At 33.4% G+C, this 26,567-nt stretch carries 22 protein-coding genes; 13 read left to right on the forward strand and 9 right to left on the reverse strand.

Annotation, left to right across the window (positions count from 1 at the left end; genetic code table 11):
- Positions 1-158 precede the first annotated feature (158 nt).
- The 5 genes from ACI9TV_RS10795 to ACI9TV_RS10815 are packed head-to-tail and all read left to right on the forward strand — an operon-like array spanning position 159 to position 6,973.
- Positions 159-1,406: an EAL and HDOD domain-containing protein gene (locus ACI9TV_RS10795; RefSeq protein ID WP_415250805.1), complete on the forward strand. Its 1,248-nt coding sequence runs from the start codon at positions 159-161 to the stop codon at positions 1,404-1,406.
- A 49-nt stretch (positions 1,407-1,455) separates the two neighbouring features.
- Complete coding sequence (locus ACI9TV_RS10800) at positions 1,456-2,955, forward strand: response regulator transcription factor (RefSeq protein ID WP_415250806.1); 1,500 nt, start codon at positions 1,456-1,458, stop codon at positions 2,953-2,955.
- Positions 2,948-3,718, forward strand: coding sequence for an MBL fold metallo-hydrolase (locus ACI9TV_RS10805; protein WP_415250807.1), 771 nt, complete (start codon positions 2,948-2,950; stop codon positions 3,716-3,718). Before ACI9TV_RS10800 ends, ACI9TV_RS10805 begins: the two co-directional genes overlap by 8 nt.
- Positions 3,719-3,720: 2 nt before the next feature.
- Positions 3,721-5,475, forward strand: coding sequence for a PAS domain-containing protein (locus tag ACI9TV_RS10810; RefSeq protein ID WP_415250808.1), 1,755 nt, complete (start codon positions 3,721-3,723; stop codon positions 5,473-5,475).
- Positions 5,468-6,973, forward strand: coding sequence for an HD domain-containing phosphohydrolase (locus ACI9TV_RS10815; protein ID WP_415250809.1), 1,506 nt, complete (start codon positions 5,468-5,470; stop codon positions 6,971-6,973). The genes ACI9TV_RS10810 and ACI9TV_RS10815 overlap by 8 nt, the downstream gene beginning before the upstream one ends.
- Here ACI9TV_RS10815 and ACI9TV_RS10820 read toward each other — a convergent pair.
- Genes ACI9TV_RS10820 through ACI9TV_RS10830 form a run of 3 tightly spaced genes read right to left on the reverse strand, consistent with a single transcriptional unit; the run spans position 6,966 to position 10,910 of the window.
- Complete coding sequence (locus ACI9TV_RS10820) at positions 6,966-8,966, reverse strand: ATP-binding protein (protein ID WP_415250810.1); 2,001 nt, start codon at positions 8,964-8,966, stop codon at positions 6,966-6,968. The genes ACI9TV_RS10815 and ACI9TV_RS10820 overlap by 8 nt on opposite strands.
- On the reverse strand, positions 8,959-9,528 hold the full coding sequence (locus ACI9TV_RS10825) for an SCO family protein (RefSeq protein WP_415250811.1): 570 nt from the start codon (positions 9,526-9,528) through the stop codon (positions 8,959-8,961). Before ACI9TV_RS10825 ends, ACI9TV_RS10820 begins: the two co-directional genes overlap by 8 nt.
- On the reverse strand, positions 9,528-10,910 hold the full coding sequence (locus ACI9TV_RS10830; protein WP_415250812.1) for an HD domain-containing phosphohydrolase: 1,383 nt from the start codon (positions 10,908-10,910) through the stop codon (positions 9,528-9,530). Before ACI9TV_RS10830 ends, ACI9TV_RS10825 begins: the two co-directional genes overlap by 1 nt.
- 151 nt (positions 10,911-11,061) lie before the next feature.
- Here ACI9TV_RS10830 and ACI9TV_RS10835 point away from each other — a divergent pair, with 151 nt between their 5' ends.
- The 3 genes from ACI9TV_RS10835 to dbpA are packed head-to-tail and all read left to right on the forward strand — an operon-like array spanning position 11,062 to position 13,429.
- Positions 11,062-11,829 (forward strand): TrmH family RNA methyltransferase, encoded by a 768-nt coding sequence (locus ACI9TV_RS10835; RefSeq protein ID WP_415250824.1) that lies wholly within the window; start codon positions 11,062-11,064, stop codon positions 11,827-11,829.
- A gap of 47 nt (positions 11,830-11,876) precedes the next feature.
- Positions 11,877-12,068, forward strand: a complete 192-nt coding sequence (locus ACI9TV_RS10840; protein ID WP_415250813.1) for a YwbE family protein — start codon at positions 11,877-11,879, stop codon at positions 12,066-12,068.
- Positions 12,068-13,429: an ATP-dependent RNA helicase DbpA gene (gene dbpA, locus ACI9TV_RS10845; RefSeq protein WP_415250814.1), complete on the forward strand. Its 1,362-nt coding sequence runs from the start codon at positions 12,068-12,070 to the stop codon at positions 13,427-13,429. The genes ACI9TV_RS10840 and dbpA overlap by 1 nt, the downstream gene beginning before the upstream one ends.
- On the opposite strand, the gene ACI9TV_RS10850 is transcribed toward dbpA, so the two are convergent.
- Together ACI9TV_RS10850 and ACI9TV_RS10855 are read right to left on the reverse strand one after the other, a co-directional pair.
- Positions 13,426-15,108, reverse strand: coding sequence for a potassium channel family protein (locus ACI9TV_RS10850; protein WP_415250815.1), 1,683 nt, complete (start codon positions 15,106-15,108; stop codon positions 13,426-13,428). The genes dbpA and ACI9TV_RS10850 overlap by 4 nt on opposite strands.
- A 6-nt stretch (positions 15,109-15,114) precedes the next feature.
- The gene (locus ACI9TV_RS10855; RefSeq protein ID WP_415250816.1) at positions 15,115-15,495 is read right to left on the reverse strand and encodes a DUF6394 family protein; all 381 of its coding nucleotides are present in this window, start codon (positions 15,493-15,495) and stop codon (positions 15,115-15,117) included.
- A gap of 126 nt (positions 15,496-15,621) precedes the next feature.
- On the opposite strand from ACI9TV_RS10855, the gene ACI9TV_RS10860 reads away from it, so the two are divergent.
- Positions 15,622-16,098: a glutathione peroxidase gene (locus tag ACI9TV_RS10860; protein WP_415250825.1), complete on the forward strand. Its 477-nt coding sequence runs from the start codon at positions 15,622-15,624 to the stop codon at positions 16,096-16,098.
- Between the two features lie 35 nt (positions 16,099-16,133).
- The gene (locus tag ACI9TV_RS10865; protein ID WP_415250817.1) at positions 16,134-17,279 is read left to right on the forward strand and encodes a diguanylate cyclase domain-containing protein; all 1,146 of its coding nucleotides are present in this window, start codon (positions 16,134-16,136) and stop codon (positions 17,277-17,279) included.
- Here the strand turns inward: ACI9TV_RS10865 and ACI9TV_RS10870 are convergent.
- Entirely contained in the window at positions 17,260-17,727 is a 468-nt protein-coding gene (locus tag ACI9TV_RS10870) for a GNAT family N-acetyltransferase (RefSeq protein WP_415250818.1), read from the reverse strand. The genes ACI9TV_RS10865 and ACI9TV_RS10870 overlap by 20 nt on opposite strands.
- Positions 17,724-19,556 (reverse strand): ABC-F family ATP-binding cassette domain-containing protein, encoded by a 1,833-nt coding sequence (locus tag ACI9TV_RS10875; RefSeq protein WP_415250819.1) that lies wholly within the window; start codon positions 19,554-19,556, stop codon positions 17,724-17,726. The genes ACI9TV_RS10870 and ACI9TV_RS10875 overlap by 4 nt, the downstream gene beginning before the upstream one ends.
- A 125-nt stretch (positions 19,557-19,681) precedes the next feature.
- Here ACI9TV_RS10875 and ACI9TV_RS10880 point away from each other — a divergent pair, with 125 nt between their 5' ends.
- On the forward strand, positions 19,682-19,930 hold the full coding sequence (locus ACI9TV_RS10880) for a hypothetical protein (protein ID WP_415250820.1): 249 nt from the start codon (positions 19,682-19,684) through the stop codon (positions 19,928-19,930).
- 78 nt (positions 19,931-20,008) lie between these two features.
- On the forward strand, positions 20,009-21,100 hold the full coding sequence (locus tag ACI9TV_RS10885; protein ID WP_415250826.1) for a GGDEF domain-containing protein: 1,092 nt from the start codon (positions 20,009-20,011) through the stop codon (positions 21,098-21,100).
- Between the two features lie 47 nt (positions 21,101-21,147).
- Here ACI9TV_RS10885 and ACI9TV_RS10890 read toward each other — a convergent pair whose 3' ends face one another.
- Both ACI9TV_RS10890 and ACI9TV_RS10895 read right to left on the reverse strand, forming a co-directional pair.
- Positions 21,148-22,485: a diguanylate cyclase domain-containing protein gene (locus ACI9TV_RS10890; protein WP_415250821.1), complete on the reverse strand. Its 1,338-nt coding sequence runs from the start codon at positions 22,483-22,485 to the stop codon at positions 21,148-21,150.
- Positions 22,486-22,647: 162 nt separating this feature from the next.
- A complete protein-coding gene (locus tag ACI9TV_RS10895) occupies positions 22,648-24,747 on the reverse strand; it encodes a helix-hairpin-helix domain-containing protein (protein WP_415250822.1) in 2,100 nt (699 codons plus the stop codon).
- 523 nt (positions 24,748-25,270) lie between these two features.
- Here ACI9TV_RS10895 and ACI9TV_RS10900 point away from each other — a divergent pair.
- The coding region (locus ACI9TV_RS10900; RefSeq protein ID WP_415250823.1) for an ammonium transporter at positions 25,271-26,567 on the forward strand (1,297 nt) is incomplete at its 3' end.

Here is a 26,567-nt window from a genome sequence, read left to right on the forward strand (position 1 = left end):
CTATAGGAGTAAATGACGCTAAGATGTTAGAGTCAAGTACTATGATCCCTTATGCACAATATATTCTCCAAAGAGCAGACGAATATGGTATTCAAAAATAGATTCATAAGTAGAAAATAAATTAAAGTTATAATTGTTAATGTATGTTGGAGAAAAGAATGAGTAATGTTTATTTAGCAAGACAACCAATAGTTTGTATAGAAGAAAAACTTGAAGCCTATGAAATTTTATATGTAGATGCACATAAAAAAAGTGATATTTCAAAAAATCGTTACGCAAGTGCTTCGGTTATAAACTCTGTTTTAAATAAGTTTGGAACACGAGATTTTTTGAGTGAGCACAAAGCTTTTATCAAAGTTGATGAACGTTTTTTAATGAGTGACCTTATAAAAACTATTCCAACAGACTTCTTTACACTTTCTTTATTTGATGATATTGAGCTTACCGAAAAGGTAATAGAAAGAATTGAACAACTATATGCATTAGGCTTTTCTTTAGGAATAAGTGACACAGACTTAAGTAAAGAAAATATCTTAAGATATGAAATTTTTATGGATAAACTATCGTATTTTAAAATCAATATTTATGCAGATATGGGCTTAGAAGATAAAGATTTAATTGTAGAACTTCAAGATCATCGTATACAAGTGGTTGCTACAAAAATTGAAGATAGGTATCAATATGAAACTGCAAAAGATTTAGAATGTGATCTATATCAGGGGTATTGGTTTGCAAAACCACAGATACTAGAAAATGAAAAGTTTGACCCTACTCAGTTTAATGTGTTAAAACTCTACAACATGCTTCTTCATGACACATCTATTGATGAAATTGCATCAGAGTTTGAGAGAAATCACGCTTTGAGTTTACAGCTTATACAGTTTATTAATTCAGCTCATTTTAGTTTTAATAATCGTATATCTTCTATTCACCATATCTTAACTTTAGTTGGTAGAAAACCACTTTCTCAGTGGCTAATGCTGATGATTTACTCTAAATCAGTGAGTCCTAGTAAAAATGTTTCACCACTTATGTTGATGGTACAAAATAGAACCCAGTTGATGCAAAACTTGCTTAAGGTTTTAAAGCCAAGTGTTAGAAGTAATGCTTTAGGTGAAGCATATCTTGTTGGGGTCTTATCCCTTGTTGGATCTATATTTAAAGCACGACTAGAAGATGTTTTAGAACATATTCATGTATCTGAATTATCTCGTGATGCACTTTTGTATGATAAGGGAACTTTAGGGATGTTGTATAAAACTGTACGTGACATAGAAGAATTTAATGTTGCTGAGATAGTTGCTTTTTCCAAAAGATATAAGGTTGCAGAAAAAGAAATTCAAGATGTTATTTTACTAAGTATAGAAAATGTTAACAATTTAGAGAGAGATTTAAATGGTTCTTAAGAGTTTTGGACATAAGGATATGTTATTATAATATCCATGAGGGATCTACATGAATGATTTGAAGCAACTCCGAACACTTTCAAAAGAATTTAGTGTATTATATGTGGAAGATAATGAAGCATTACGACAGAATGTTTTTAAGTTACTCCAAAAATTTTTTAATACAGTAGAGATTGCTCAAGACGGCAAAGAAGCATTAGAAAAATTTAATCTTCGACATTACCCTCTCGTTATTACAGATATTAAAATGCCAAAAATGGATGGTATAACTTTCACAAAATATCTCAGACAGATTGATACTTCAACAAAAATTATTATTCTTTCTGCCTTTGATGATAAAGAGTACTTATTCCAAGCCTTAGAAAATAAGGTTTTTAGATTTTTAAAAAAGCCAGTTAAGTTAGGTGAACTTACAGATGTTTTATATGATGTAGTCAAAGAGATGAAACAAGAAAGAGATAAGAAGCTATTTTATGATAATTTAGAGAGTATAGTGAGTTATCAAAGTTCTATGGTTGTTATGATGGAACGTGATGAAATTATATTTGCAAACCAAGTTTTTTTAGATTTTTTTAGATTAGAAAAGATATCTGATTTTAAAGAAAAATTTGGTGAACTAAGTTCGCAATTTTTAGAACATGATGGTTTCCTCTTTCCCAGTGATGCAGTAGATTGTTTAGCAAAACTCCAAGAAACCCAAAAGAAGTTATTTCATGTAAAGCTTAAAGATACAAAGCATAAATTTAGGCACTTTATTGTGAAGTATCAATTAATCCCGAAAAAGAGAGACCACGGTATTCTATCCTTTGATGATATAACAGAGTTAAATCTTTTGAAGCTTTTTGATCAAAATGAAACAAGAAAAGATGAGCAACTCCAAGATAGGAAAGTATTGTTGGATTTACTAGAGGTGGTTAAAAGAAACAGTGGAAAAGTAACTGCACACAACTATTATAAAGGTTTAAGTGTTACGAATGATGCTTTGATGGACGAGATTGGTAAAACTTCACTTCGAATTAAAACAACATATTTACAAGAAAAAGGGATACAGGTAGAACAAAAAACGATTTTAAGTTCGGAAGTATTTCCTTTTGCAATCGAATGTTCAGATGTATCGAAGATGAGTTTTGAGAAGCAAGTTATTGAATTTAATAAATTTAGATTTGTTAAATCCTCACCTATTATGAGAAAAACTGTGCGTGTAGTCCCAGAAGAAAAACATTCGGTGTCTATGTTTGTTGGTGAAAATAAGTTTCATGGTGATGTTAGTATTGAAGACCTTTCTCTTGATGCGGTAAGATTAAAATTAAATGCTATTCCAGCAGGTTTAGATGTGGGCTATGAAGTAACATTAGATATAGTTTTAGAGATGAATAAAAGACCATTTATTTTTCATACAAAGGCAACAATACTAAGAAAAGAAGAGTTACGACATAGTTTCCAGCTTGTACTTTTATTTATGGAGGCGAAAAAAAGCGACCTTATAAAGTACATTAGTACAAGACAAATGGCAATTATTAGAGAATTTAAAGGAATGCAAAATGGATAATAAAACAAAAGTACTTTATGATGATGGACACCATAAATGTGTCATGTTTGGTTTTGATGATGAGTCGCATGAAGATTCTTTTCTTTCTGTTAATCAGTATCTTATTGTTCAAAATGGTGTGGGTGTTTTAATTGATCCTGGTAGTGAATCAATTTTTGATGAGCTATATGAAGAAGTGAGCGAGCACGTAGAGATTAAAGATATTAAATTCATATTTCTCTCACATCAAGATCCTGATGTATCAGGTTCTATCGCACAGTGGGCATTAGTTACAAAAGCAAAGTTTATTATGTCGAGTTTATGGGTTCGCTTTATGTCTCACTATGGTTTTATGGAGATGGACCGAGTGATGAGTTTACCTGATCATGGGGCTAGGCTAAATTTTGGTGAAGATTCACTCACATTTATTCCAGCACATTTTTTACATTCACCTGGAAATTTTTCTTTGTATGACACAAAATCTAAGGTAGTGTTTTCTGGAGATATTGGGGCTGCGATTGTTTCTTCGCCAGATGGCTACAAAAAGGTAGGGAGTTTCGAAGAGCATAAAGAACATTTACTTGCTTTTCATCAAAGGTATATGGGCTCGAATAAACTTTGCCGGGCATGGGCCTCTCAGATTAAAAGTTTAGATGTACAAACTATAGCTCCTCAGCATGGTTTAGTTTTTGAAGGTGAGGATACTGACAAGTTTTTAGATTGGCTCTCTGAGCTTGAATGTGGAAGTGACTTATTAGAAAATCTCTATCCTACAGGTAAGTAAATATGAAAATTCTTAGAAGAGATAAAACATTTATAAGTATTACGATACTCTCGGCTATATTGAGTATTTTTATCGTTTTTCTAAGTATCATTAGTGTACACCATATGGAAATAGAGCATGGCTACGCAAAAGGGTATATTATAGGGACTACATTTATCCTACTTTCTCTATCTTTATTTATTTATATAGTTGTGACACTTCGAAGATATATTTTGCAAATTGAAAAAAGCAGAAAAAAGCTTGCAGAAACCAATGCAAGATTTGAATTTGCAGTGAATGGAAGTGGTGATGGCCTTTGGGATTGGAATTTACTGACGAACGAGATATATTTTTCCTCAAGATGGAAAGAGATGCTTGGATATACAGACGATGAACTTCCTAATGACTTCGCCTCGTGGGAAGATCGTGTACATATAGATGATTTAGAAAAAACTAAAGCGGAGATTTTAAGTACCCATAAAAAACCTGGTATGCCATACAACGGTATACATAGACTACGGCATAAAGATGGTCATTGGGTATGGATACTTGATCGTGGACAGACCATATTTGATGCTAATGGTAAAGCTATTAGAATGATAGGTTTTCACACAGATATTACAGAAAATAAAATACAAGAACTTGAGATAAAGAAACTAGGAACCCTTCTAGATAACACTATAAATTCCGTTGAAAACTTAATCTTTGTCAAAGATAGTGAGTTTAGGTATATAGAGTCTAACAAAGCTTTTGAGAAGTTTATAGGACTTGAAAAAAAAGATTTACTCGGCAAGAGTGATTATGAACTTTTTGATAAAGAAATAGCCGAATTTTTTAGGGCTAAAGATGTTGAGATGCTTGATTCTAAAAAATCCAAAGAGAATTATGAGTGGGTAACCTATCCCGATGGCACTAGAGTATACTTTTTAACAATTAAATCTCCTTTGTATGATAAGGAAAGAAATATACTAGGTCTTGTAGGAAATTCTGTTGATTTAACAAAAGAAGAACTTTTCAAAAATAAAATTAAAGAGCAAGAAGATATGATGATAGCCCAGTCTCGTCATGCTGCTATGGGTGAAATGATCTCCATGATAGCGCATCAATGGAGACAACCTATAAGCGTGATTGCTATGGATGCAAGTAATATTTTAGTAGATATAGAGTTAGAGACAACAAATGACGCAGCGCTTAAAGAGATTTCTAAAAGTATTCTTAAGCAGACGCAAGAACTATCAAAAACGATTGATGACTTTAGAGATTTTTTCAAACCTGATAAAGTAGCATCAGATACTCTGATAGGGAATGTGCTAGATGATACACTAGCTGTAATTGGGAAATCTTTGGAAAACAACAATATAAAGATAGATATTGATGTTCCTCAAAGCTTAGAAATTAAAACGTATTCAAGAGAGTTAATGCAGGTTCTTATAAACATTATTAAAAATGCGAAAGAAGCACTTCAAGAGCAAATACAAGAATCAAAAGTTATATCTATTGTAATAGAAGAAATATTAGATGGATTGAAAATTCAGATTTGTGATAATGCCGGAGGTATAAAAGATAATGATGTACCCCATATATTTGAGCCATACTTCAGCACAAAAGATGTTAAGAATGGAACAGGATTAGGGCTATATATGAGCAAAACAATTATTGAAAAACATCTTTATGGAGTGCTTTGTATGAAGAATATATATGAAGGAGAAATGTATTCTCGTAAGTGTATAGGTACTTGTTTTACAATAGAGTTACCAAAAAGTATAGATCATGAATGACATTCAAAGTTTACTTAAAATTTCTAAGGACTTATCTATTCTATATGTAGAGGATGACCCTGAGATTCAAAAAAGTATGAATACATACTTGCAAAAAATATTCAAAAGAATTGTGAGTGCCTCAGATGGAAAAGAGGGTTTAGAAGCCTACGAAGAAAATGAATTTGACATAGTTTTAACAGATCTTTCTATGCCACGAATGAATGGCATAGAAATGATAGAAGCTATAAAAAAAATCAATGAAAACCAAGCAATCCTCATTACAACAGCGCACACTGAATCTAATTATATGCTAAGTGCTATAAAAGATGGAGTGGATGGATACATTATAAAACCATTTAATATGGAACAACTCAATTATGAACTTTTTAAATCTGCGCAGAAAATAGTTATGTACAAAGAAAATGAGGCGTATAAACTCCACCTCTCTGAGCTAGTTGCAGATAAAACACGTGAGCTAGAAGACTTGGTTGATTATCAAAAAAATAATTATGAGAAAACACTCGAGTCTATGGTTAGTATGATAGAACAACGTGATACCTATACAGCAGGACACTCACGAAGAGTGGCAAAATACTCAGAGCTTATAGCCCAGGAGATGGGTTACACAAAGCAAGAGTGTACATTAATTCATCAAGCCGGAATCTTACATGATGTTGGAAAAATTGCTACACCTGATGCGGTTTTACTCAATCCTAAAAGCTTAAATGATTTGGAATACAAACTTATACAAGGTCATGTAACTGTAAGTTATAAGCTCTTAAGCACAATACCTATGTTTAATTCATTAGCTGAAATAGTATATTCTCATCATGAAAGATATGATGGCAAAGGTTATCCTCGAGGCTTAAAAGAAAATGAGATAACAAAGCTTGCTCGAATTATAATAGTTGCAGACTCTTTTGATGCAATGACCACAAATAGAATATATAAAGCACGAAAAACAGTTAAAGAAGCCTTACATGAAATGCGAACCTTAAGCGGAATACAATTTGACCCAGAGGTGGTAAAGAGTGCACTTTTTGCACTTAAAGATATACATATAGATGAAAATGTAAACCAACTCCCACAAACTAAACTCGAAGAAGAACGCTTCGCATACTTTTATAAAGACAGCTTGAGTAATACATACAACCAAAACTATTTGGATGTTGTTTTAATGAAAAACGCACAGGAAAAGTTTTTTGATTATATAAGTATTGTCTCATTAAAAGACTTTAGTCAATACAATAAAAATAATGGATGGAAACAAGGGGATTCACTTTTAAAGTCCATTGGCAATATATTAATAAAGAATCTTACGAATACATATATTTTTAGAGTATTTGGGGATGATTTTGTTATCTTAAGTAAAGAAGATATTCCTACTCAAAAAATAAATGATATCTTAGATGAAGTGTTGGGTAAGGATAGTGTTCTTTATCAGATACACAAGCAAGATCTTCGTATCTTCGCTGTAGAAAAAGTAGCTGATATTGAGAGTATTCAACTTACTTAAATCGCTTCATCAAGTTTTCACATTCGCCAATATCAAAGCTGCTAACAGCGGAGGATATCTTGGTAGCCATAGTCTTGAAAACTTCAATGTTATTTTCTTTTGCAGATACACTTAGCGCATCAGCAAAACTTTGAATCATCTCTATGTCACCCTCACTCGAAGCTTTTTGAAGTAAATCTTGTAGACCTTTGTGCCCCTCTAGTGAAAGATATCCTTCCTCTTCTTCGATATTTTCATGATTAAGTGATTGTATTTCAGCGTCTATGAGCTTAGACATCGCGAGTTTGAGATTATACTCTTTGACAGGTTTATGTAAAAAATCATCAAAGATAAGGTTTTGTGTATTATCCTTTTGCGAAATTACAGAGGCGGTAACAGCGATAATTGGTATATCTTTAAAATTCTTTATCTCCTTTGTCGCTTCATAACCATTTTTACGAGGCATTTTAATATCCATAAGAATTAAGTCTACATCTTGATTTTTCGCGATATCTATAGCTTCTTGACCATCCTTAGCTTCTATAAGTGTTAATGGTGTTGATTTGAGGTATTCATGAAGAAGCTTACGGTTAAGTTCAATATCATCTGCTATAAGAACAGTAGATGCTTTAAAATTAATTTCTGAGTTTCTTATATTAAAGTGAGTAATCTCTTCATCACTAATTATTACGTCATGAAGTGTAATAATGAAGCTTGAGCCAACATCCCTTTTACTTTTAAGTACAATTTTACCATTCATGAGTTGGGTTAGTTGTTTAATGATGGCTAAACCAAGACCTGTTCCACCATAAGTTTGAGTACTTTGATTCGTATGTTGTGTAAAGGCTTCAAACATATGTTGCTGTTGCTCTTCATCCATACCTATCCCAGTATCTTGTACTTCAAGGATGAGGTTTGTTGTGTTGTTGAGCCTAGATGAGGTAGTAACTGTAATATTTATGGAGCCCTCATGAGTGAATTTTATGGAATTAGAGATGAGGTTAATAAGGATCTGCCTGATTCTTATCTCATCAAGTATTAAGACTTTGGGGACATTTTTATCAACATAGATGTTGCACTCTAATCCTTTTGCTTTGATTTTATGATAGAAAACACTTTTAAGCTCATCGATGAGTAGTTCCATACTCGTGGGTACAAACTCTAGTTGCATTTTTCCAGCTTCAACTTTAGACAAATCAAGAATATCGTTAATGATAGTCAGTAAAATTTTAGAGCTATCTTGCACTGACTTGATGTAATTTGAATGTATATCATCCTTTATTTCTTTTGAGAGTATATCGGTAAAGCCAATGATTGCATTCATTGGTGTTCGAATCTCATGTGACATATTTGCTAAGAATTCTGATTTCATATTGTTTGCAGAATCAGCTTCTTCTTTAGCGATTTGAAGTTCTTCTGTTCGTAAATGAACTATTCCCTCAAGGTTTTTATTTACCGACTCTAGGGCTTCTTTCGTTCGTTGTAATTCAGCATATGTTTTGTCCATTCTTTGTAAGATACGAAAAAGTACAAACCATTCAAAGATAACAAAAGCTGCATGAAGTAGTACTATATCTAATCCACAGCCATAGTTAAATATAATTACTTGTGTGTCAAAGATAGATATATTAAACTCTTGTAAGTAGTTAAATATAAAGTGGTGGATTAAAATAAATAGCGAACCAACTGTAATGACTCTATGGTCTCTGTATATTACAAGAAAGGATAAGGCTCCAAAGATATGAAAATGCATCTCAATTCTACCAGCACTTTGTTGAATCATAATAATAGAAAATGTAAGGAGAACGAGGGCCATAACATATTTATATACTTGTGTTTGTGGAAAGAACTTATGTGCAATGTATGTCACTAAAGCTAATGAACCTCCTCCAAAAAAACCAAGATAAAAAGCATCAAAAAGATATGCTGTAATTGTTGAAGTTATGAGCCAATGGTATAAAACAAGCTTAAGCATAAAGTAGTCATAGCTTGTTCTTGTAGTTTGCTTATTCACTTTCGAGTTCCTCTATGTCAGAGTGTATTTGTTTAAAATCAAAAGGATATGCACTATACACAAATCTCAAGTATTTTTTGTTGTTTTCTTTTTTAATCAGATAAAGATTTGTTGAGTGGTCAAACTCTTTTTTGTTGAGTAAACTCTTGGAAAAATAGACTTGAAAAGCTTTTGTATATGCTCTCATAGTGTTGTTATCAAGATAAATACCTTTGAAGTCTTTGTTAAAAAACTTTGCAAAACTATTTGGAAGTGTTGTGTCAGATGGAATGGAAATATCTATAAACGTAATACCAACTGTCTGTTTTGCATCTTCACTCAAAGAATTATAAAACTCATTTAAAGCTTGAAGCCTTGGGGTACAAATATCAACACAACCTACGTAGCCAAAAAAGACAAGTTTAATTTCTTTTTCATCATCTAGTAATAAAGGAAGTTGTAACTCTTTATGGAGCGAAACTCTAGAGACTCCTTTGGTAAGAAAACTTGGTAGAATCATTACTAGAATGGAGATACTTATAATAATAAGGAGGATAAGTGAAGAATAAATTTTCTTTTTCATTAGTCTGCGTGGAGTGTTTTTATCTCGATAATCGTGTCAATGTTTTGAAGAAGTAAGTCAACTATTTTTGGTTCAAAAGCTTTGCCACTTTGTTCTCTTATAAAGTCAAGTGAGGCTTCAATAGTCCACGCTTTTTTATAAACTCTGTCATGACTAAGGGCATCAAAGACATCGGCAACAGCAGTGATACGACCAAAAAGATGAATGTCTTTACCACGTAATCCACGAGGGTATCCATTTCCATCCCATCTTTCATGATGCTCATAAGAGATAAGTGCCGCAGTTTGTAAAAGCTCGTGTTTTGACTTATGAAAGATTTCCCAGCCGTAAGTAGCATGATTTTTCATTATTTCAAATTCTTCGCTTGTGAGTTTTTCAGGTTTTAAAAGGATGTTATCGGGGATAACTACTTTACCGATGTCGTGCATTGGTGAAGCCATTTTTAAGAGTTGGACTTCTTTTTCGCTACAACCATAGGCAAGCGCTAAAACCTCAGAAAACAATGAAACTCTGTTGACGTGTTTCCCCGTTTCTTTGGAACGCCATTCCCCTAGTTCACCGAGGGTGTGAAGTATTTCTTTTTGAGAAGAAACGATCTCTTCTCTTAACTGAATCTCTTTACTTACATCTGTCCGTATACTAATGTATTCTATGGTTTCGCCATTAGCGTTAAGTATTGGCATAACAGTTGACTCGACATAATAAGCAGTACCATCTTTAGCTCGGTTTTTGATAATACCCGACCATGTTTTTTTGGCTTGTATAGTGTCCCATAAATCTTTAAAAACACTTTTTTCTACATCGGGATGTCTTACTATGTTGTGATTGACTCCTAGGAGTTCCTTCCTCATATATTGACTTGTTTCACAAAATTTATCGTTGACATAGGTAATATAGCCTTTAGGATTGGTTTTGGAAACCAAAGAACCTGCATCAACTGCTTCTTTGTATTGTTCTAGTAATACTTTTGTATCATCCACTTCTGTTTGAAGTTTTTGGCGTGAGTTGAAAAGTTCTACATGGGTATGTACGCGGTGAATAAGCTCGGCTTCATCAAAAGGTTTGGTTACATAATCTGCACCGCCTGACTCAAAACCTTTGTGTATACTTTCTTTATTTGCATTTGCTGAGAGAAAAATGATGGGTATTTGTTTTTGTAAAGGGTCGTTTTTGATGATTTGGGCTGTTTGATAACCATCAATTCCGGGCATATTTATGTCAAGTAATATGAGAGAATACTCACGTGACTTAAGTTGTTCAATTCCTTTTTCACCACTTGTAGCGAAAAATATTTGGTAGAGACTTGTTGATTTTAGTACATTAGCAGCTAGCTGGATGTTCTTAGTATTATCATCGATAATTAAAACATTTGGCTTTGCCATTTCTGAATCCTAGCTATACTTATAAAAAAGAAATTAAGTTATATTTTATATAATTATAGCAAAAACTAAAGAATAAGTACATCCTATCTATTCTATAGTTTTAGGATATAATTCTCGTGATAAATATTTAACAGGAACAGAATTGAACCTAGTGAAAATTGACGATATAAATATAGTAGAACTTAAAGTCTATAAAACACTTCGAGATAATGCTTTTGATAACAAAAATAGCTTTATAGCAGATTCGCCAAAAGTAGTTAATCTACTACTTGAGAGTGATATTAAAGTACATAGTATTTTAGCTACACAAGAATATTATGACAGCTTTAAAGAACTTATTCAAAAGAAAAATATTCCTATACTTTATGTGTGCGAGAAAGAACTTATGCAAAGTATTGTAGGGCATAAAATTCACCATAACTGTATGATGCATGGAGTAAGACCTAAGGAAAGTCAGCTAGATAACCTAGATGATAATATTCTTATGTTAGATAACATAACATCAACTGAAAACATTGGCTCAATAGCAAGATCAATGGCAGGTTTAGGTGTACATTCATACCTCGTTCCTAAGACTTCTCCACATCCCTATGGTAGACGAGCTTTACGAGTCTCTATGGGTTATACTAGTAAGTTAAAATATAATATTTACGAAGATATTTTTACTACAATTAGTTCTTTAAAGGACAAAGGATATAAAGTTTTTGCAGCGGAATTGAGTGATGATTCTACTCCTCTAATGGAACTAGAGGTACCGAAAAAGTGGGTACTACTTATGGGTCATGAAGGAAAAGGTATTTCTAGGGAAATTCTTGATATGTGTGATGAGATAGTAAGTATAGAGATGCAAGAGGGTGTAAAAAGTTTTAATGTAGGAGTAGCTGCTTCACTTATAATGTATAAAATGACTAAATCTTGAGTAATGTGCTATAATTTTACTAATTAACTCCTCAAAGAAGTACATCAATGAACCCAATCCAAAGAAAAGATATTAAAAGTGGTGCAAGCGTAGCTATTGTGCTCAAACAAGATCAAGATACAGGCTATTTAACAGATGGCATCGTCCGAGATATTTTGACAAAATCCCCATCCCACCCTCATGGAATTAAAGTTCGTTTAATGAGTGGTGAAGTTGGTCGTGTAAAGGAAATCTACTAATGTCAACAAAATTTAATACACTCTCTCTAAGTTCAGATATGACGGACAACCTTGATAGGATAGGTTATACAGATATGACACCTGTTCAATCTGAAACTCTTCCTTTGATTTTAGACGGTAAAGATGTTATTGCTCAAGCTAAAACAGGAAGTGGGAAAACTGCCGCTTTTGGAATAGGACTCCTTCATAAACTCAAAGTAAAGAAGTTTAGAGTCCAAGCACTTGTACTTTGTCCTACTCGTGAATTAGCTGATCAAGTTGCTAAAGAGTTACGTGTCATCGCAAAATTCGCGCACAATATTAAAATCCTTACGCTTTGTGGGGGTGCGGCTTTTGGTCCACAACTTGGTTCCCTAGAACATGGAGCACATATTATTGTTGGAACACCTGGACGTATCTTAAAGCATCTTGGCAAAGAAACATTGAGTTTAGAGAATCTTGAGACTTTAGTGCTTGATGAAGCAGATAGAATGTTAGATATGGGTTTCATTGAAGAGATTGATAAAGTTCTAGAGTATGCTCCTCGTACAAGACAAACATTACTTTTCTCAGCAACATACACGAATGAGATTACTTTTATAAGTAACAGAATCCAAAGAGATCCCGTGAGTGTGAAAACTACTTCAACAGAAGTACAGAACAAAATTCAAGAAATATTTTATGAGTCAAAGAACAAAACAGATACTCTCATAAAAGTTTTTAGTACTTTTAAGCCTGAAAACATCATTGTCTTCACCAACACAAAAATAGCAGCAAAAGATTTAGCGGAGAGTTTATCTAAAAATAAGATAGATGCTTTAGCTATCCATGGGGATTTAGAACAGTATGAAAGAAATGATGTTTTAGTTCAGTTTGCTAACAAGTCTTGTCCTGTTTTAATAGCTACAGATGTAGCCGCTCGTGGACTAGATATAAAAGAATTATCTATGGTAGTCAACCTTGACTTACCTCATACTCTTGAAACTTATACGCATCGTATAGGGAGAACTGGTCGTGCAGGTGCTGAGGGAATTGCAATCACTTTATATGATACATATGAAACAGAGAATGCAATGGAATATAGAGCTGATAACCGTAGCTTTGAAGATGCAGATGCTTTGAGTAAATCAAATACTTTTGAGATGAAACCTAAAAATGTAACACTTGTTATAGAAGGTGGAAAGAAAGATAAGTTGCGTGCTGGGGATTTACTTGGAGCTTTAACTGCTGAGGGTGGATTGGCAGGAAGTGCTATTGGCAAGATAGATATTTATGATAGACAAGCTTATGTAGCAATCCAAAGAGAGTTTATAGACAAGGCCAAAAAACAACTCTCAAATGGAAAAATTAAGAATAAAAAATTCTCTGTTTGGGTTCTTTAGAGACGAAAGAGCTTTTTTTCTTTTCCTGAAATAATGTATTGGAATTCATAGGCATTGTTTACGATATGCTCAATATCATCTATGGCATTCTCATCACAGGCAAAGAGGATTTTATCATCTATCTGAAGCTGTATATCATCACTTGGTAAAAGAATCTCTTCTTTATCACGAAGTATGAGTAGTACAACAACATTGTTTTTTTGAGTTCTATCTCTTCTAGATAACTTTAATGTCTCTAGTTGAATTGAATTTTCATCTTCTTTGAGGTATTTATGAATTTCATAAGCATCATCTTTTGTGATACAAAGCTCATATGCTAATGGATCCACCCCGATTTTTTGTATGAGCTCAACCAGTAGGTCTTGACCCCATGCTTCATCTTTAGCGGGCAGTATACCTATGAGTGTGTCACTCAAAGGATTCGAAAGTGAATTCGTCGTTTTTTGGATAAGAATCCGCTCGGGAATATAAAGATGATCGATTTTAGCTTGAGAAAAGATAGAAAAATCAGTAATCTCATTTTCCCTCGCTACAATTAGTGCTTTTTGATTTACTTTTTTGACAGTTGAGAGGATTGAAAGATTAGTAGTATCATTTTCAGTTGCGATGATAATGAGTTCTGCTTCCGCTACATTGGCTGTGTCGAGATAGTAGTGATCATCAGCATTTCCATGGATAATATTTTTTACACCAGCATAATTAGCAGATTTTACTCGAGAATCAATTGATTCAATGACTGTTGGATGAATGCCATTTTTCATAAACATAGCTGTGATACTAGCTCCTAAACGTCCGTAACCACAGATAATAATGTTTGTATTAGGTATAGAAAATGTTTTTGATTCAAGTGTATCCCTTTGGTATAACCAATTTTCTAGTTTAAATAAACTTGGAGCTGTGAGAGACATCTGCAGTTGATCAGCGATGATTGAAAAAGGATTATCAACTATATCTGCTCCAGCGTCAATAAGGTTTTCTGTTTCCTCATTTGTGGTTGATTTGACTATTACATTGACATGAGGGTTAAGTAGTTTTGAGGAGAGCGTAATCCTAAGGTTGAGTGCATTATCCTCAAATATGGAGATAATACCTTTACAGTTTCTACGTTTGATTCCGGCATTTTCTAGGGCGATAGGATTATGAGCATCCTTTACCAAGATAGGAACATTTGGTATAAAACCTTCAAGTTGAAGATACTCAGCCCTTTCTTGTTGCATCTCAATAACCACAACTCGCATTTTAGCGTTAAGGAGGCGTCTGATAATTTTTCTTGTTGTTTCATTATAGCCCAGCACAATGACAAAATCTTCTTCAATATGTCTTACTGCCCTTTGAAACTTAGCTATAGCTATTTCACTAATAAAAATTTTGTTCTGAAGAAGTGAAATAAGGGTACCGATACTATAAAACCATCCTAAAACTACGAGATAAATAGAGACACTAACCCATATTTTTTGGTTGTATGTAAAAGGAAAAGGAAGTTCACCATAACCAATAGTTGTAGCTGTATAAGTAACAAAATAAAAAGCATCAAATATGGACATATAATGTACATTACCATTGAGGTCTTCTCCCGGAATCATTATGAGACCAGTCATAGCAATGGTGTATGTAATTAAGATGACGACAAAGGGTAATCGCATCTTTTGTAATACTATCCAGAGTGAGCTTTCATTCATTATGGATTATCTTTTTGACTTGAGTGTATCGCCAACATAGAGGATTACTGAAGTCACATTTGCTAAAAGTGCTCCAGCACTTAAAGAGATAATAACACCAAAGTGTGCGGCATCAATAAGTACCGTATCGCTACTAAAAATTGTCCAGATTGTAGCAGCTGCGAGAAGTTGTAAAACTGCAACTAAGCTCGTAGCAATTAAAACAGAACCAATTTGTGTTTTGTCTCCTAGTTTTAAAACGCTAGCGATTAAGTTAACCACTATCGTTGCAAAAAGTACATACTTAGAGTGCATATTCATATCAAGCGGATCGCCATACCAAAAACCAAAGTTTAATGTCATGGCAAGGATAATAAAAAAACCTGCTACTACTTTATCTAAATTCATCTTTTAACCTCAATTTGTTATTGTTATATTATACTAGCATAAATAAATTATAATAGGACCGAAATGATGAAGTATTTTCTTGCTTTAGTAGCATTTATAAGTATCGTAACGGCAGAGGATAATAGTATGAATATATATGATTTCAGTATGCTAAACATTGATGGCAAAGAAGTTCCTCTTAGTAAGTATAAGGGAAGAGTTTTACTCATTGTCAACGTAGCTAGTGAGTGTGGTTTGACGTATCAATACGAGGGTTTAGAGAAGCTTTTTCAAAAGTATGAAAAGAAGGAGTTTATGGTTTTAGGTTTTCCTTCAAATCAATTTTCAAAACAAGAGCCGGGTACAAACAAAGAAATTAAATTCTTTTGTACAAGTAAATACGATGTACATTTTGATATGTTTTCTAAAATTGAGGTTAATGGCGATGGAGCTGATTCACTCTACAAATATTTGAAAAAGAAAAAAGGTGGAATTTTGTGGTTTGATTCTATAAAATGGAATTTCACAAAGTTTTTAATAGATAAAGAGGGAAATGTTATAGAAAGATTCTCTCCATCTACAAACCCTCATAAATTAGAAGAAGATATTGAGAAGCTACTTTAATAATGAAGGCATCATTAGGATATAATACTTATAATATGGAACATTTAACTAAACAAGAACTTATTAGTATTATTAATGCAAATATTCAAGAGAAAGAGAATCTTGAGTTTTTATTAGAGAGTCTTCATGGTGTAAGTTGGGAATTTGATTTAGCTAAAGATCACTTTATTGATGTGTCAAAGAATGCAAAAAAACTTTTTGGATTTAATATAGACAGTGTAGAGAAAAAAAAGCTACAAGAAAACTTAGAGAAAGAACATAAGTTTTTACAAGCAACTTTAAATGGAATCTCTGATCCTGTTATGATTATAAAGAGTGATTATAACGTAGAAATTATGAACGATACAGTGAAAAAACAACTTCAAAGTCGAGTTTTTGCTGACCCTTCTTCCCCAAAATGTTATGAAATTTCTCATTATAGAGACACTCCATGTGAAGGTGTTGATCATCTATGTCCCTTAAAAGATGTTCTTGAGTCAAAAAAAGCAATGATGGTTTTACATAACCATAGATACGATGATGGAAGAGATAATTATGTAGAATTAGCTGCTTCACCACTGTTTGATGAAGATCAAAATTGTATAGGGATTATTGAGTCCGCAAGAAATGTGACGCAACATATTACACTTCAACATCAACTAGAAGCAAAAACACGTGAACTTGAGTACGAAGCTACACATGATTATCTTACTGGTCTACCCAACAGGGCTCTTTTTATGGATAGGTTGGAGCAAATCATTAAGGATCTTCAAAGAGATAAGGGTGCATTAACACTATTTTTTATGGATTTAGACCACTTTAAAGCAGTGAATGATACTTTTGGTCATCATATGGGAGATGCTGTTTTAAAGCTTGTATGCAAAAAGTTTCAGGCATGCTTACGAGCAAATGACACTTTGTCTCGTTTAGCAGGTGATGAGTTTACTGTTATTTTAAAAGGGCTTGACAAGAAGGAAGCTATAACTATGATTGCACAAAAATTCATTGATATTTTTGACAAACCTTTAGTTATAGATGAGCATGAGTTAAGACTTTCTGTAAGTATTGGAATTAGTGTGTACTCAGGTAGTTCTGAATCAGCTGATACACTTCTTCAAAAGGCAGATGCAGCTATGTACATAGCTAAAGCCAAAGGAAAAAATAACTTTCAGTTTATGTCCCTTAGTCCATCCATTTTGTAGGATCATATCCATCACTTGGTCGATATACTTCTTTTTTCTCTAGCTTTTTAATCATTAGGAAATCATTTTCAGTTTCTCTTTGGAAGCCAAATTTTTCATAAAATGTACATGATTTTGGTTTTGCAGATATATCAATAGACACTGCTTCAAACAAAGCCCCAGCCTCTTGCAAAAACTGATCCATCATAAAAGAATCAATTCCTTGTTCTTTAAATTTTTTAACAATAGCGACACACATTTGAGGAGTATCTCTATCTAGTTTTCTACTCCATATAGCACCAGCAATTTCATTGTCAACCATGGCATAGAGACCTAAATCTTTTGTAGTTAAGCCGTAAAAATCTGTGTATATAGAAGGCTCAGTACCTTGAGGTATTTTTGCAATTTTTACCATGTCTTTAACAATCTTTTGCTCGGATGATCTTAAAAAATACAATTCTCTACTCATGATAATTCCTCAATTCTTTCTTCATAGCTTTCGTTAATCTCTTCAAATTCCATAGAGAATTCTTCAAACTCTTCAAATAGTTTTTCAACTTGTGCTTCTTCATCTGCAACAGTTTTTGAAAGATCTATTAGGGTCGCGCTATCTCCTGAGTTAGAACATTCAATGAGTTCTTTATGGTGAAGTTCAAGGGACTCTTCAACTTTCATAATTTTTACTTCAAGTTTTTCTATCTTTTTCTTAAGTGGTGAAGTGAGTTTGTTTCGCTCACGTACTAACTCAGCTTTGATTTTTTTGTTTTCTTTGTTGTTAGACTTAGGAATAATTTTTACTTTTTCTTCTTGATCTTCTTCTTCCCAGCCAACCTTATCTAAAAAGTCATCATACCGACCATCAAAGTACTCTGCACCATTTTTAGCGAAGATGATAAGTCTATCGCATACACGACGAAGTAATTCTTCAGAGTGGGTAACAATGATAACAGAGCCTTGAAACCTTTGTATAGCTTTTGTAAGTGCCTCTATAGAGTCCATGTCAAGATGATTAGTTGGTTCATCGAGAAAGAGTAGATTTACATTTCTTGCGATGATTTGTCCTAGCATTACACGACTTTTTTCACCACCAGAGAGTAGGGATATTTTTTTCTTAGCACTTTCGCCACTAAACATCATTCCACCACAAATACTTCTTACTTGCGCCTCAGAGAGTTGTGCATTTCCTACATAAATCTCATCCATAACAGAGTTGTTAGCACTTAAGTGAGCGATGTTAGTTTGTCCAAAGTGAGCAAACGAAGTTGTACCGTGGTACACAACTTCACCACTTACTTGTTGTAATTCTTTTGCAATAGTGTTAAGGAGCGTTGATTTTCCTTTTCCATTTTTTCCAATGATTCCAAGTACTTCACCCTTTTGCAGAGAGAAAGAGATATTTTTAAAAAGAATACTTTGGGGCGTATAGCCAAAACTCAGATCTTTCACATCAAGAAGCACTTTTGTAGGAGTATCTTTATAGTTAAATTCAAATTCAAGAGTGTTATCAAAACCTAAGTCTTCAAGTCTATCCATTTTTTCAAGTTGTTTTACTTTTGACTGAGCAAGAGAAGCAGTGGAAGCTCGTGCCTTATTTCTAGCTATAAACTCTTCGAGCTCTTTTACTTTTTTATCTTGGGCTACTTTTTGTTTAGCATGAAGCTCGTCATTTGCTGAGAGCTGTTCATAAAATTTATGGGTATCCCCTGGAATAATCTCGATTCTTTTACGAACGAGTCCCATTGTATGTGTAGATACTGCGTCCATAAAGTTTCTATCGTGAGTTATGAGAATCACTTCACCCTCAAATGAGCGTAAAAATGTTTTTAGCCAACGAAGTGAAACAATATCAAGGTAGTTAGTAGGCTCATCCAAAAGAAGTAAGTTTGGTTCCGTTACAAGGAGTTTAGCTAAATTGATACGAATTTGATACCCACCAGAAAATGAGAGAGGATCTTTATCTAAGTCTTCTTGTCCAAAACCCAAACCAAATAGAATTTTCTCAACTCTATATGTGTCGTATTTCATCTCATCAGTAAGGGCTAGTGCAGATTCTTCTCTTAGTGTTGCTTCTGAGAAAGTGAGATGCTGTTTGAGTGTACCTATTTTGTAGTTTTTAGGGATAATTACTTCACCCTCATCAGCACTTTCTTCACCTAAAATGATTTTAAAAAGTGTTGATTTCCCACTACCGTTTCGACCTACTAAACCAACACGAGTTCCTGCGTTAAGTTTAAAGTTTAAATTGTTGAAAAGCTCTTGGCTTGCATAGTTTTTTGAAATATTTGAAAGTTGTATCATGAAAGGTATTTTACACTTAAGTCTATCAAAACTAGCTTTATTAATGATATTTGAATACGCAATAGTAAATATTATTATATAATATTTACTGGAGATATATGTTTATAAAAAATAAGGAAGTACTCATGACTCTCATTATCTTGGGTGTCATTTTTTTAAACGTTACTCTTTATGTTATTATAGAGATAAATAAAGAAGAACGAATTTCAAAATCTTTAGAAAAAAACCTTCGTGATTTACAAACACATTACGAAATCCATTTATATCATCAATGTATACTATCTCAAGTTACGTACGAAGAAACAATTGGAAATCTACAGTTTATGAACCTTTTTTCTCAAGCCATAGAAGCGGATAAAAATGAAAAAAAATAATTCGTAATCAACTGGTAAAGCTCTTGGGAAGAAAGTATAGAAGATTGAAAATACAAGGGGGTTTTACAATATCACTTTATCTTGCCAAATAATGAATCTTTTTTACGAATGCATAAGATAAATAAATTTGGAGACAACCTAGTAAATGTAAGAGAAGATATCAAGTATGTTAATGAAAATAAAACTCCTGTATATGGATTTACACAAGGGAGGACAGCACATGGTTTTAGAAATGTATTCCCAATATTTAGTATTGAGGGTAGACATTTAGGTGCTATGGAGGTACCTTTTTCAAGTGAGACCTTACAAAGATATTTGACGAACATAAATAAAATTCATACCCATTTTTTAGTAGATAAAAATATACTTAAGACAAATATTTGGAAAAGAGACGATACCATAATTCAATATTCCGCTAGTAGTGAGCATAAAGATTTTTATATCTCGATATCTAAAGAGCATCAAAATAGACGGTACTTTTTTGAAGATGAGCTACTTTTAGATAGTGTTCGTGATGCTATAAATAAGGGATTTATCAAAGGAGAAGGTTTCTCTCTTTATATGAAGACTAGAGCTAAGAAAATAGAAGTAGTTTCATTTTTACCTATAAAGAGTTTGGATAAGAAAAAGAATCTTGCTTGGATTGTATCGTATGTGGAAAATGACCTCATATACACTGTATTACAAAATACATTCACTATAAGAATTATCTTTTTTATTATGTTGAATTTATTGGGTTATCTCCTTTATAAATATATTGCAAGACATAAAGAGAAAGTAGCAACAATAGAAGAAAAAGCTTACATGGATGGACTTACTGGGGTGTATAACAGAAATAAATTTGATGTAAAAATAAAAAAAGAGTTAGAAAGAAATGAAAGATACAAGAGAAACTTGAGTATAGCTCTTATTGATATAGATCATTTTAAAATTTTTAATGATACTTATGGACATTTAATTGGAGATGAAGTCCTTATTATGTTAGCGCAAACACTGAAGAAAAAAGTGAGAGATGTGGATACTTTTGCAAGATGGGGTGGGGAGGAGTTTGTTATTTTATTTCCTGAAACAAGTCAAGAGTCTGCAAAAATAATTTGTGAAAAACTACGCCAAGATATTGAATCATTGGAGCACCCTAAAGCAGGTTCTATTACTGCAAGCTTTGTATGAAGCTAAAGAAAGTGGTCGCAATAAGATTTACGTTAAGTGATTAGCTCTTAGTCTTTGACTACGCAATCCCTTCCTCTTGTTTTTGCTTGATAAAGCTTTTGATCTGCATTATAGATGATGTTTTGTGCATTATTAATATTGCTCGATGTGGATAAAGCGATACCTATAGAGATTGTAACTGTGAATTCTATTGGTGTGTTAGGTACTGAAATAGAGGTACTTTTTATTATTTGTCTCATTCTTTGCGCAAAATTATACAGTTCATCTTCATTTGTATTTTGCACTAAAATCAAAAACTCTTCCCCACCCCATCTATAAATAGTATCGGATTCTCTTGCTGTCTCTAGAAGTATTTTAGAGATAGAAACTAAAGCAATATCTCCTGTTTCATGTCCATAAGTGTCATTGACACTTTTAAAATGGTCAATATCTAACATTATAATCCCATAGGTAGATTTATTTCTTTTTGCTTGTGCTTGGATAGATTTAATAGTCTTGTGAAAATGGCTTCTATTGTATAGTTTTGTCAAAAAGTCAGTTTCTGACATTTTTTGTAAGATATCTATCAATTTCCTATTTTCTAAGTAGAGTCTGGATTGATCAAGAGAGATATTTATGCGGGTTAAAAATTCTTCGTTATTAATTGGCTTGTGTACATAATCATTTGCACCAATTTTTAGAAGTTGTGCAACTATGGATGATTTTTTTGAAGCAGATAAAGCTAGAATAGGTAGTTCATTGCTGGTGTATTTATGTCTAATATGTCGAATAAGATCGCATCCGTCCATTCTAGGCATGATTACATCAGTGATAAGGAGAGCTATCTCTGTTTTATGTTTAATGATACAGTCATAAGCTTCCTGACCATCTTTTACACATATATATGGAAGGTTTTGTTGTACAACAAGTTGAGCAAGCTGTAACCTAGAAAGATTGGAATCATCACAAATCATTACGGGTAAGTTGATGTTCTTTTGTAATCTTCGTATAGAGTTTATAAGGTAGTTCAGAGTACTTTTTTCATCAGTTTTATAAAGATAATCAACAATGGGTAATGATGCTATTTTTGTTCGTCTTGTTTCATCTTGCGAGGCAGTAATAACTAAAATTCTATGTTTTTTACGAATCAAATAGCCTATGAAATTTCCAGAACTATCTGGAAGATAGATATCAGCAATTACTAAATCGTAGGAATTGATTTTAAGTAGATGTGTAGCTTCTTTTTCATTTGCAGCTATATCACAATCGATATGAAATTCTTGATCTAAGGCGTTTTTGAGAGTGTTAAGTAGGAGTAGGGAATCTTCAATAATCAAGATTTTTTCTATCGGTCTACAATGCTTTTTGTTAATAACGAACTGTTCTGATACTGAGGTGTCGACCATAGTAAACTTCTTTGTATTATTTAATGTAGTTGAATTATGACATAAAGAATGTTAATATTTATTTATGTTACAAAGTACTTAACACTTTTTAGATAAAATTTCACGAGAGTATTCACTCAAGTGGCTTATGAAAATTATACATCTTGTAGTAATATATAATTTTTAGTAGACTAAACTCAAACCTATCTTGCCTTTTTCATTGTCAATAGAAACGACTTCTATTTGCGGTAAATATTGGTTCAGTGATAAAACTTCAAGTGGATGTTTAATTCTCTTAACACTCATCTTAGAGATATGAATCATTCCATCATTTTTAAGACCAATATCTACAAACGCACCAAAATCAGCGATATTTCTAACAACTCCTGAAACAAAACTTCCTTCTTTTAACATTTTAATGTCAGTAATTCCTTCTTTGAAAGGTATCGCAGGTAAATCTTCTCTAGGGTCAAACCCAGGTTTCTTTAACTCTTTTATGATGTCTTGGAGCGTTGCGAGACCCACATTTAGTAGAGATGCTTTACTTCTTACATCGATTTTTTCCAAGTCTTCACCAATAATGTTCTTCGCAATGGAATAACTCTCTGGGTGAATTCCACTGTTGTCAAATTCATTTTTACCATTTTTTATTCTGATAAATCCAGCTGCTTGCTCATAGGCTTTTTTTCCTAAACCTTTAACCTTCAGTAGTTGTGACTTAGTGGTGAAGTTACCGCTTTCATCTCTAAAGCTTATAATATTTTGAGCGATTTTAGCACCGATTCCCGCTACATGAGAAAGGAGTGCGGCAGAAGCAGAGTTAATGTCTACCCCTACACGGTTTACTAAGTCAGATGTAACATCATCAAGTTTTTTTGTTAAAAGTTTCTGGTCAACATCGTGTTGGTATTGACCGATGCCTAATGATTTTGGATCTATCTTCACCAGTGTAGCCATAGGGTCACGTAACCTTTGTCCGATGGAAATTGCTCCACGAATTGTAACATCGAGTTTAGGATATTCATCTTGTGCTAACTTTGAAGCAGAGTAGACTGAAGCTCCAGCTTCTGAGACAACGGTGTAATTAAGGTTTGCATTTTCTTCAGAGTTGAGTCGTGCAAAAAATTCTTGTGTTTCTCTCGAACCCGTTCCATTACCGATAGCTACACCTGTAATGTTATATTTTTTTGCAAGTTGTAAAACTTTGTTTTTAGAATCTACATAATCATTTTTTGGTTGTGTTGGATAGATTACAGCAGATTCTAAATAATTCCCATTGTCATCGATAACAGCTAACTTACATCCACTAACAAAAGCTGGATCAACTCCTAAAAGAACCATGTTAGCAACTGGTGGTGTCATTAAAAGCTGAGAAAGATTTTTCCCAAAAACAGAAATGGCGGCAAGGTCTGCTTTTTCTTTTAACTCAGCGTGAACTTCTCTCTCAAGAGACGGAAATAAAAGACGTTTAAGACCATCTTTGTATGCATCAAACAGAAGCTCTTTTGAGCTTGATGCATGACGCGGAATTTTATATTGTCGTATGTTTTCCTCAATACGCTCAATGTCGGTACTAATCTTCACCGACAACTCTTTTTCTTTTACTGCTCTCATAATTGCAAGATATCTATGAGAAGGAATATAAGCAACTTTTTCGGATTGAGAGGCAAGGTTTTTAAAAGTTCCATTCTCATTAAAAGTTTTTGTCTTCTTTGTTTCTAGTAGTCCATATCGTAGCATTTGGTTACGTATCGCCTCACGTTCACGAGGCTGTTCAGCATATCTCTCAGCTAAAATATCTTGCGCACCTTTAATACTATCTTCTAGTGACTTTACACCACTCTTTATAAACTTCTTAGCTTCTTGTTTAAACTCAGGCAAAGTAAGTCTTGCTGATTGTAAAGTATTAGCTAACGGTGTGAGACCATTTGCTACAGCCGTAGTAGCTCTTGTGTTTTTTTTCTCTTTAAAAGGGCGATAAATATCTTCTAAATCACGAAGAGTATCAGCATCCTCAATACTCTTCTTTATGGACTCACTGAGAGTTGCTCTTTCAGTGATAAGACGAGAAACCTCTTCTTTTCGTTCTAAAAGTTTTTTAGAAGTAAGATAGATAGTCTCAAATTCACGAAGCACTTCATCATCAGCTTCCCCGGTCATCTCTTTACGATAACGTGCGATAAATGGAATAGTAGAACCTTCATCTAGGAGTTTTAGGATGTTTGTGATGTGTTCTTTTTTTAGTTGTGTTTTTTGTGTTAGGAGGGTTATTAGGTTTTGCATGTTTTATAATTCTTTTTTTAGGGAATTATACTTAATATGTTATTTAAGCAAGGTATGTACATGGAATCTCTAGTTACTTCCATGCATTAAACTGTGGATATTCACAGCATATGATTTGAACAATTCATCCGTACTAAATAGCTCCGGATACTGGAAAATCTAAAATATACTATAAAGCCCATAAATAGCCATATTAAACTCTCTCTTCTATCTAAGAAAGCTACCGTCAGACATATCTTTAGCTACTAAGTAGCTATTTTAGCCTAGAAAAATCATCTAAACTTATCAGCCAGTAAAATGTTTCAAAACTTCTTAAGGTTTGTGAGAATTTAGTGTTTAGATTTTTATGCTTATAATAATAAACTCTAATTTTAATTCTTTAAATATTATGAACTGTTTCTTTTCAGTTCGAGTCTTCTTATATAGCTTATGATTGCTTAAATATTAATCACTATTATGATTAATTATTCCTCCATATATATTATACTTTTAAGAGATATATATTTTTTAAAAAGGAATTAAAATGAAGAAATGGTTACTAATCGCATTAGCGCTTTTACCAACTTTAGCCTTCGCTGAAGATACACCTACACTTGATACTGGTGATACTGCATGGATGATGATGTCTACTGCACTTGTATTACTAATGACACCCGCAGGTCTTGCACTATTTTATGGTGGTATGACACGTTCTAAAAACTTACTTAATACTTACGCAATGGTATTAATGGCATTTACAGTTGCATTTGTTGCATGGATAGCACTTGGTTATTCAATCGCATTTGGTACAGCTGAAAGTAGTACAGTCCAACAAGTTTCAGGTGGACTTTCACACATATTCTTATCTGGTATCAACTGGAATGATTTAAGTGGAACATATCCTACTTATGTATTTATAGTTTTTCAAGGTACTTTTGCTGCTATTACAGTTGCTATTGCATCTGGTTCAGTTATTGAAAGAATGAAATTTTCAACTTGGTTAGTATTTGTAGCTATCTGGGTAGTTGCTGTATATGCTCCTATTACACACATGGTATGGGGTGGAGACGGTGCACTATTATTTGATGCTGGAGCTCTTGACTTTGCTGGTGGTACAGTTGTTCATATGAATGGTGGTCTTGCTGGTCTAGTATTAGCATTCTTAGTTGGTAAACGTGCTGGTTATAACAAAGTTGCTATGAAACCTATGAGTGTTATGCTTACTGCACTAGGTGGTGCATTACTATGGTTCGGTTGGTTTGGATTTAATGGTGGATCTGCATTTGGTGCGAACTCTATTGCTGGTTTAGCTTTCTTAACTACTGCTCTTGCTCCTGCTGTTGCCGGAATCACATGGGTACTTATCGAATGGATTATCTACAAGAAACCTACACTTCTTGGTGCTATATCAGGTGTTGTTTCAGGTCTTGTAGCAATTACTCCAGCTGCTGGATTTGTTGATGTGACAGGTGCAATGATTATTGGTGCTGTTGGTTCAGCAATCGCTTTCTTTGGTGTAGCTGGTCTTAAGAAGAAGCTTGGTTATGATGATTCTCTTGATGCATTTGGTATTCACTTCTTAGCTGGTCTATGGGGTGCACTTGCAACAGCAATCTTTGCTCTAAAAGATAATGACTTACTATGGGATGGGCCACTAAAAGAATCTGGTGACAGAATGGGTCAATTCATGGTTCAAGTTGAATCAGTTGTAGTAGTAGGATTATTTACTCTTGTTGGTACAATCGTTGTTTACTATATCGCTTCTGCTTTAACTGGTGGTGGTAGAGTTGATGAAGAAACTGAGTCACGTGGTCTTGATGAAGTGGTTCATGGGGAAAAAG

This window comes from Sulfurimonas sp. (assembly GCF_047622445.1).
GTDB lineage: Bacteria > Campylobacterota > Campylobacteria > Campylobacterales > Sulfurimonadaceae > Sulfurimonas.